This window comes from Bradyrhizobium sp. AUGA SZCCT0283, from assembly GCF_018130385.1.
Taxonomy (GTDB): Bacteria; Pseudomonadota; Alphaproteobacteria; order Rhizobiales; family Xanthobacteraceae; genus Bradyrhizobium.
This window is the reverse complement of record NZ_JAFCLU010000078.1, coordinates 1-6,594: the sequence shown is the minus strand read 5'-3', so window position 1 is coordinate 6,594 and position 6,594 is coordinate 1. Positions and strand designations below refer to the sequence as shown.

Genomic DNA, 6,594 nt, shown 5'->3' with positions numbered 1-6,594 from the left:
AGACTCGATACAGCAAAAATACGCTCAGACCGTCGTGTCGACGCGGATCGTCCCTGGTTGCGTGCAGTTTTTGGGGGCGGAAAAACGTATTCACACAGCCTGGGTCAAACCCGGAAGTGTCGGCCTTCCAGGAATAGGTCTGCTTTGCGCCAATGAATGGACATCGTAGGATCGAAACAAGGCGGCGGGGAGCTGATGGCGACTCGCCTCCGCCTTTAGTTTTGTCCCTGCCCCAAGACCCACATGGTTTGCAATCAACTGCAAAACAAAAAGTTGGGTCGGCGACGGCGGGTGACCGTAACTCCGGACACCGGATCAGCAGAACGTCCAAAACTGTCTCAATGGCCGGGGACAACTCATGGCCGATCCCGCAACCCCCTGTCCTGCAGTTGATTGCAAACGTGCGGTGAATTTCCCGATTGCAACTGCATTCCGCGATGCCCATCAAATGATGGCCCAACTTGCTGGGTCCCTTGATTGCAATTGACTGCAAACTTGTTGAGTTTGCTTCCGCTTCAGCGGGCATCCGTCAATCCGCGCGTCTAGAACTCAAGCGATTTGCAGTTGACTGCAATCTGCCACATGCGGGACAGACCGCGTCCAGATTTTTATTCCATGCGCTGCTCGGAACGATAAACCCGGTAAGTCCGACTGCGGCCAAGAGCTGCGCCCAGTCCGAACAGGATGCAGCCGCCGATGAACGATACGCCCGCCTGAATCTGCTGGAACACGGTGGTCGCTTGCGAGTAAGCGATCACCGTTCCAATTACCGTCAGAACGAGCAAAAGTATGCATAGCCTACCACCGCCCGTCGTTTCCACTCGTTCGGCTATGACTGCCATTTCACGGTCTCGCAAAATGGCCTTGCGCTCGCTTCGGTGTCGCGACGCTGTCGCCCATGCGAACCACAATCCAATGATCACGATGACTACGCCGATGCCGACAAGCGCCAGCACGAGAGTTTGATTTTGTTTGAATTCATCCATGCCCTGTCCCCCAACTTCTGAGCCGTAGCACATAGAAACGAGTCGCATGTTGCCGTTTCTGCGAGACAACAACTTCTAAGACCGTCCAAAAGTGTCTAAGAGTCTGAGTAATCTTCGCATGAACGGCTTCGCAAGCGCCTGTCCTGAGCTGGGTTCGCGAATTTGAGGGGCTAGAGACTCACTTGTCCTAATTGCTGTCCGAGGAGAGCTTCAGACATCACCGACGTTCCGGACGGAAAACGCTCGATCTTCTCTGCCGAGTTCGGCGACATAGAGTTGGTCCCATTTGCAGTTGATTGCAAACGGCCGGTGAAATTTGCAGCCAACTGCATTCCCAGATGCTCGTCTTTTCTATCCGGTTGCATTGGTTAGCTTCGCCCTTCGTTGAGGTAGCGACGCTTCGAAGGGGGTCGCGAAGTTCCGCTTCTGAGCTTGCAGGGTCGGCCCGTTTCAGCACCCGTATTTTCCCGGACGCAAAATTCACCACGGCTGGTGCGGCCCTTTTCTTTATCGCTGCCGCTCTCCAAGACCTACTGGATCATCTGCCCGAAGGCGACCGCGAGTCTGCCGAAGATCGTGACCTTTCGCGACTGGCTACTGGCGGAGGCTTTGAGCGACCTGCGCCAGCTTCAGAAGAAGGGCCGCCGGGCGTTCAAGTCGGGTTCCCCGGCGCGCTAAACTCTCCCGCACACGCCCTTGTGACGGAGGGTTCCTGCCGACGCGCTCGCTTCCAATTGCCTGCAAGATACGATCCGCGGTAATGATTTCGGTGGGGATATGCAGACTCCCCTTCAGACGTTGATCGTCCAAGCTCTGCGCAACGCTCGATTTGTCGAGAGGATTGCGCATGGACGAAAAAGACCATCAGACATCCGGATCTGGAAACAGCAGCGCGCCCATCGGCGTGTCCGCGGTGCGGCCCCCAGCAGACAGCGAGGACGCCTCGACCGTCACCTATTACGGCGATGCCGCGCGGGTGAGGGAAGGATTTGCAATCGCGCTCGGACTCCTCGGTTTCAGTGCCCCGATGGTGGACGACGTCACGCGCGATCGATCGGAAGATGGAGAGTAGCCATGCGTCCCACACTCTTGTTTGTGGTTTCGATTCTCGTGGCATTCCTGAACACGGCCGCGAGATCGCAAGAAATCGACTGGCAGAAGGTCGATGAAGCCTTCGGCAGAAGGGCCGTCGTGAGCGGCGATGTGCACCGTTACGGCTTCCCGCGCACCGACCTCTCGGTGACGCTTGATGGCGTGGCGATCAAGCCGGCGCTCGCGTTGGGCGGCTGGGTCGCATTCAAGCCGGCGCATGGCGGCGCGATGGCGATGGGCGATCTCGTGCTGTTGGAAACGGAAATCAATCCGGTCATGCTCAAGCTGATCGAAGGCGGCCTGGAGATCACGGCCGTGCACAATCATGTGCTACGCGCCAGCCCGGCGACCTTCTACATGCATGTCGGCGGTCACGGCGACCCCGTCAAAATGGCAGCGGCGATCCGCGATGCGCTTTCCGCCAGCAAAACCCCGCTCACCGCACCTGCGGGCGGAGCGTCGTCGCCGATCGATCTCGACACCGGGCAACTCGATCAGATCATCGGCGTCAAGGGCCAGAACAATGGCGGCGTCTACCAGTTCGCGGTGCCGCGCCGCGATCCGGTCAGCGAAGGTGGCATGCAGCTCGCGCCGGTCGGTCCCATGGGAGTGGCCGAGGCCATCGGCTTCCAGCCCACCGGCGGCGGCAAGGCAGCGATTACTGGCGATTTCGTTCTGACGGCCGACGAGGTCAACCCTGTGATCAAGACATTGCGGAGCAATGGGATCGAGGTAACCGCGCTGCACAGCCACATGCTGGACGAGCAGCCACGTCTGTTCTTCTGCCATTTCTGGGCCAACGACGATGCGGTGAAGCTGGCGAAGGGTTTGCGCGCGTCGCTCGACAAGGCTGCGGTCGCGTTGAACTAAGCGCCCCGCCGTTCCCGGGAAACGCTGCATCGCTTGGCCGCTGTCGCTCTGATGCTGGCCGCGCGCGTCCGCCACGGAATTCTCGTGTTCGCAATCAAGAAGGAGTGGAGATCATGTCAGCACGAACCTTCTCTCAAGCAGTCCTTTGCTGTCTTATGATGGCTGGCGCCTTCTCGCCCGCTCATGCTCTGACCCAAGAGGAGCTTGTGGCCAAGCTGCAATCGGCAGGTTATTCGCAAATCCGCGACATCAAATCCACCGCCGAAGGCATTTCCGTCAAGGCGACGAAAGACGGCAAGGACGTGTCCCTCGTCGTCGATAGCAGCGGCCAGGTCAAGGAGCGGCGCTAGGAGCTATTCCATGCTCTCCGCACAATTGCCATCGGGCGAGAACTCTGTCCCGCCATTGCGCGTCATCGATCTGACGAAATGGTACGGCGAGGACCGTGCCATTGATGGCGTAACTTTCTCTGCGAGCGCGGGTGAGGTCGTCGGCATTATCGGACCGAATGGTGCCGGCAAGACCACGCTGCTGGAAACGCTCGTCGGCCTCCTTCCCGCCGATGCCGGAGACGTTTTATGGCATGGCGAGCCGCTACCGGCATCGGAACGCCGCAACGCACTCTTTTATCTGCCGGATGGCGTGCGTCCCTATCGCGACGACGCGACCTTCCAGGTCGTGTCGTTCTTTGCCGATGTCTACCGGCGATCGGCGGCAGAAATCGCAGACACGATCGCTTCGGTGGGCCTGAGGCTCGTCCTTCACAAGCGCGTGCATGCGTTGTCGAAAGGATACAACCGTCGTCTGTTGTTGGCGTTAGCCCTGCTGGCACCGCACCCTGTCCTACTGATGGACGAACCATTCGACGGCTTCGATCTGCGGCAAACGCGCGAGGTCGTCGACGTGCTCCGCAACCAAGCCGCTCAGGGCCGAACATTCATTCTCGCCGTTCACCAGCTGGTCGATGCAGAGCGGGTCTGTGACCGCCTGATTCTGCTCGCCGCCGGCCAGGTTCGCGGATCCGGCACACTGGACGAATTGCGCACACAAGCCTCGCTGCCTGCCGGCTCGCTGGAGGACATTTTTCTTGCGCTCACCTAAGACATATGGTTGGCGCGCCGCGCCTCTGTGGCCGCTGCTCGCAAAGGAGCTGCGGGAAATCACCAATGGTCGGGCGCTGTGGACGATGTTGCTGCTGCTGTGCCCGCTGGTCGGCTACAGCTTTTTTCAAGCTGTTTCACTTTACGGCGAAGCAAGCACGGCGGCGCTGCAATCTCCAGTCCTGGCAAACAGCCTATCACCGCTGGACGGCATTCTGGTGCCTACGCTCGGCTCGTTCTATGTGGCGGTGACGTTGCTGTTTCCGTTCGTCGCCATCCGCGCACTTGGCCAGGAGAAGGAAACCGGCGCGCTTCGCCTGCTCGTGCAGTTGCCGTATCGTCCATCGACGCTCGTCTCCGCCAAGCTCGCCGCCGTGCTTGGGGCATGGAGTCTTGCCAGTATCCCGGCCCTTTCCGCCCTTATCTTGTGGCGCATCCTGGGTGGGCACGTGGCGGCGGTGGAGACGGCAAACCTTCTATTTGGCCATATGGTCTATGGCCTGCTGGTCGGCGCGCTCGCGCTGTTCTCGGCGTCGATCGCGGATAGCGCGTCTACGGCTGCGATTATCGCGCTTGCCGTCACGATCGGGTCATGGGTCCTGGATTTCACCGTCGCCGGTAATCCCGGACTTTTGTCATGGATCGCTCAGCTGTCGCTGACCCAGACGTTGCGCCCGTTCGAGCAGGGGCTGCTCTCGGGTGGCCGCGTGCTGGGAGCTGCTTGCGTGATCTTTGGTCTCATTGCGTTGACTACGGTTTGGTTGCCGCCTGGTGTTCCACCACTCGGAAAACTGCGTCGCTCGCTGCCGTGGGTGTTGATCGTAGCGCTGATGCTCGGTGCTGCGGCCCAGGTGAGACTGACGTTCGACGTCACCGAGGACAGGCGAAATTCCTTTCCGGCAGTTGATCAGAAGCTGCTCGCAACGCTCCCGCTCCCTTTGCTCGTGACCGTGCATCTCGCGCCCGAGGACCCTCGCTATGCCGACCTTCAACGCAACGTGCTGGCGAAACTCGAGCGCGCAATGCCAACAGTATCAGTCGCTCTCGCTAGGCCTCGGCAAGGTTTCTCGGGCGGGAGCAGCGACGAGGCCTATGGCGAGGTCGAATACGTTTATGGCAATCGTTCCGACATCAGCCGGTCAACCAGTCCTCGCGAGATTTTGCCGCTGCTGTACGCGCTCGCGGGCGTCTCACTTCCCGCACCAACGCCCGGCAGCGAATATTCTGGCTATCCGCTAGTCGCCAGCGCTGATGCAGCGCTTTTCTGGTTTTTCGGCGGACTGCCGCTCCTGATTGTTCTTTGCTGGTGGTGGATCCGCCGCCCACCTTCCAACTCTCTCGCGTATAAAGGAGGCACGTCATGAATAACAGAAACATCATTGCTTGTGTTGTTTCGGCAATCGGTCTCGCGGCACTGGCTCTGCCAGGACTCGCCGCGCAGCCAACGACAATCGATTTTTCCGGCGAAACCGTCGGGGCCGAGCCAAAGTCATTCGTGCCGGTCGTGGGCATCTGGCGGATTGAAAACGACAGCGGAAAAACGGTGCTCACAGTTGACGGGCGGCAATGGAAGGAAGGGCAGTCATCGGCAGGTATTGCCGACAAGGCGCGCGCCCTCTATGGCGAACGCTACGCGGAATTTCTCGACCGCGTTCAGGCCTACGCCTACTTTCCCTACGCCGTCATGCCGAACGTCGAAAATTTCACAGGCGGCGAGATCACGGTGCGCTTTGAGGGATTGTCGGGCCGAATCGATCAGGGCGCCGGAATCCTGTTCAATCTCAAGCCAAACGGCGACTATCTGACCATTCGCGCCAACTGCCTGGAAAACAACCTCGTGCTGTGGAAGTTTGAAAAAGGTAAGCGCTCCTCAGTCAAATGGGTGCGCAATACGCCGACCGCGACCAAGCAATGGCATGAACTCAAGGTCCGAATCAGCGGCTCCAAGATCGAAGGCTATCTGGACGGCAAGCTCTATCTTGAAGATACGCTGTCGCAGCCGGTGTCAGGCCGCATCGGCCTGTGGTCCAAGGCCGACAGCCACATGTACTTTAGCGACTACACGGTAAGGGTCGCCGATTGACAGGAGCGCTATAGAGAACGTTTCCTTCCGCTTTGACAAGCTCGCCCGTGGGGCCCTGATGCCGCATATGGCTGCCTACTCTTCGCAAGCGCGTCAGGATCGAAGTTTGAGCGAACCAGATCCCAGCCACGATCTGAAAGCCGACGTTGAAAGCAAACGCGGTCTGGTAAGCGATCTCAGGATAGTGCCCATCTGTGGGGGCCCAGAGTTGAACCACTAAGCCCGTTACATATTGCACGACAAACGCACCACTGATGTGTAAGAGGTTCAGCGCGGCGTTGGCCCTACCCGCCACTTCCTTCGGGAAATACTCGGCCAGGATCGCGTAGCTGAGGACAGTCCCAGCGCCGGTTGCCGCAATGACGATCCACGGGACATACAGCGGAAGCGGCAATCGCAGGATCAATGCCAACTGTGCCGCGATAAAAATCATGGCGACAAGGCCGAACAGCGCCCGCGGTCC

General features: G+C 59.4%; 8 protein-coding genes and 1 pseudogene. 7 read left to right on the top strand and 2 right to left on the bottom strand.

Features of this window, described 5'->3' with window-relative positions:
• Nucleotides 1-608: 608 nt before the first annotated feature.
• On the bottom strand, nucleotides 609-986 hold the full coding sequence (locus tag JQ624_RS37845; protein ID WP_212423950.1) for a hypothetical protein: 378 nt from the start codon (nucleotides 984-986) through the stop codon (nucleotides 609-611).
• A gap of 492 nt (nucleotides 987-1,478) precedes the next feature.
• Between JQ624_RS37845 and JQ624_RS37840 the strand changes: the two genes are divergently transcribed.
• The 7 genes from JQ624_RS37840 (at nucleotide 1,479) to JQ624_RS37810 (ending at nucleotide 6,131) form a co-directional block, all read left to right on the top strand.
• On the top strand, nucleotides 1,479-1,664 hold the full coding sequence (locus tag JQ624_RS37840; RefSeq protein ID WP_249130406.1) for a hypothetical protein: 186 nt from the start codon (nucleotides 1,479-1,481) through the stop codon (nucleotides 1,662-1,664).
• Nucleotides 1,665-1,833: 169 nt separating this feature from the next.
• Nucleotides 1,834-2,058 carry a hypothetical protein gene (locus JQ624_RS37835; RefSeq protein ID WP_212423949.1) on the top strand — a complete coding sequence of 75 codons (225 nt, stop codon included), beginning with the start codon at nucleotides 1,834-1,836 and terminating at the stop codon, nucleotides 2,056-2,058.
• Nucleotides 2,059-2,060: 2 nt separating this feature from the next.
• Nucleotides 2,061-2,948, top strand: coding sequence for a DUF1259 domain-containing protein (locus JQ624_RS37830; protein ID WP_212423948.1), 888 nt, complete (start codon nucleotides 2,061-2,063; stop codon nucleotides 2,946-2,948).
• 113 nt (nucleotides 2,949-3,061) lie between these two features.
• Nucleotides 3,062-3,298, top strand: a complete 237-nt coding sequence (locus JQ624_RS37825; RefSeq protein ID WP_212423947.1) for a PepSY domain-containing protein — start codon at nucleotides 3,062-3,064, stop codon at nucleotides 3,296-3,298.
• 10 nt (nucleotides 3,299-3,308) lie between these two features.
• Complete coding sequence (locus JQ624_RS37820; protein WP_212423946.1) at nucleotides 3,309-4,049, top strand: ABC transporter ATP-binding protein; 741 nt, start codon at nucleotides 3,309-3,311, stop codon at nucleotides 4,047-4,049.
• Nucleotides 4,036-5,412, top strand: coding sequence for an ABC transporter permease (locus JQ624_RS37815; RefSeq protein ID WP_212423945.1), 1,377 nt, complete (start codon nucleotides 4,036-4,038; stop codon nucleotides 5,410-5,412). The genes JQ624_RS37820 and JQ624_RS37815 overlap by 14 nt, the downstream gene beginning before the upstream one ends.
• Nucleotides 5,409-6,131 (top strand): hypothetical protein, encoded by a 723-nt coding sequence (locus JQ624_RS37810; RefSeq protein WP_212423944.1) that lies wholly within the window; start codon nucleotides 5,409-5,411, stop codon nucleotides 6,129-6,131. Before JQ624_RS37815 ends, JQ624_RS37810 begins: the two co-directional genes overlap by 4 nt.
• On the opposite strand, the pseudogene JQ624_RS37805 reads toward JQ624_RS37810, so the two are convergent.
• Nucleotides 6,100-6,594 (bottom strand): annotated as a pseudogene (locus tag JQ624_RS37805) (MFS transporter); the annotation flags it as partial. The gene JQ624_RS37810 and the pseudogene JQ624_RS37805 overlap by 32 nt on opposite strands.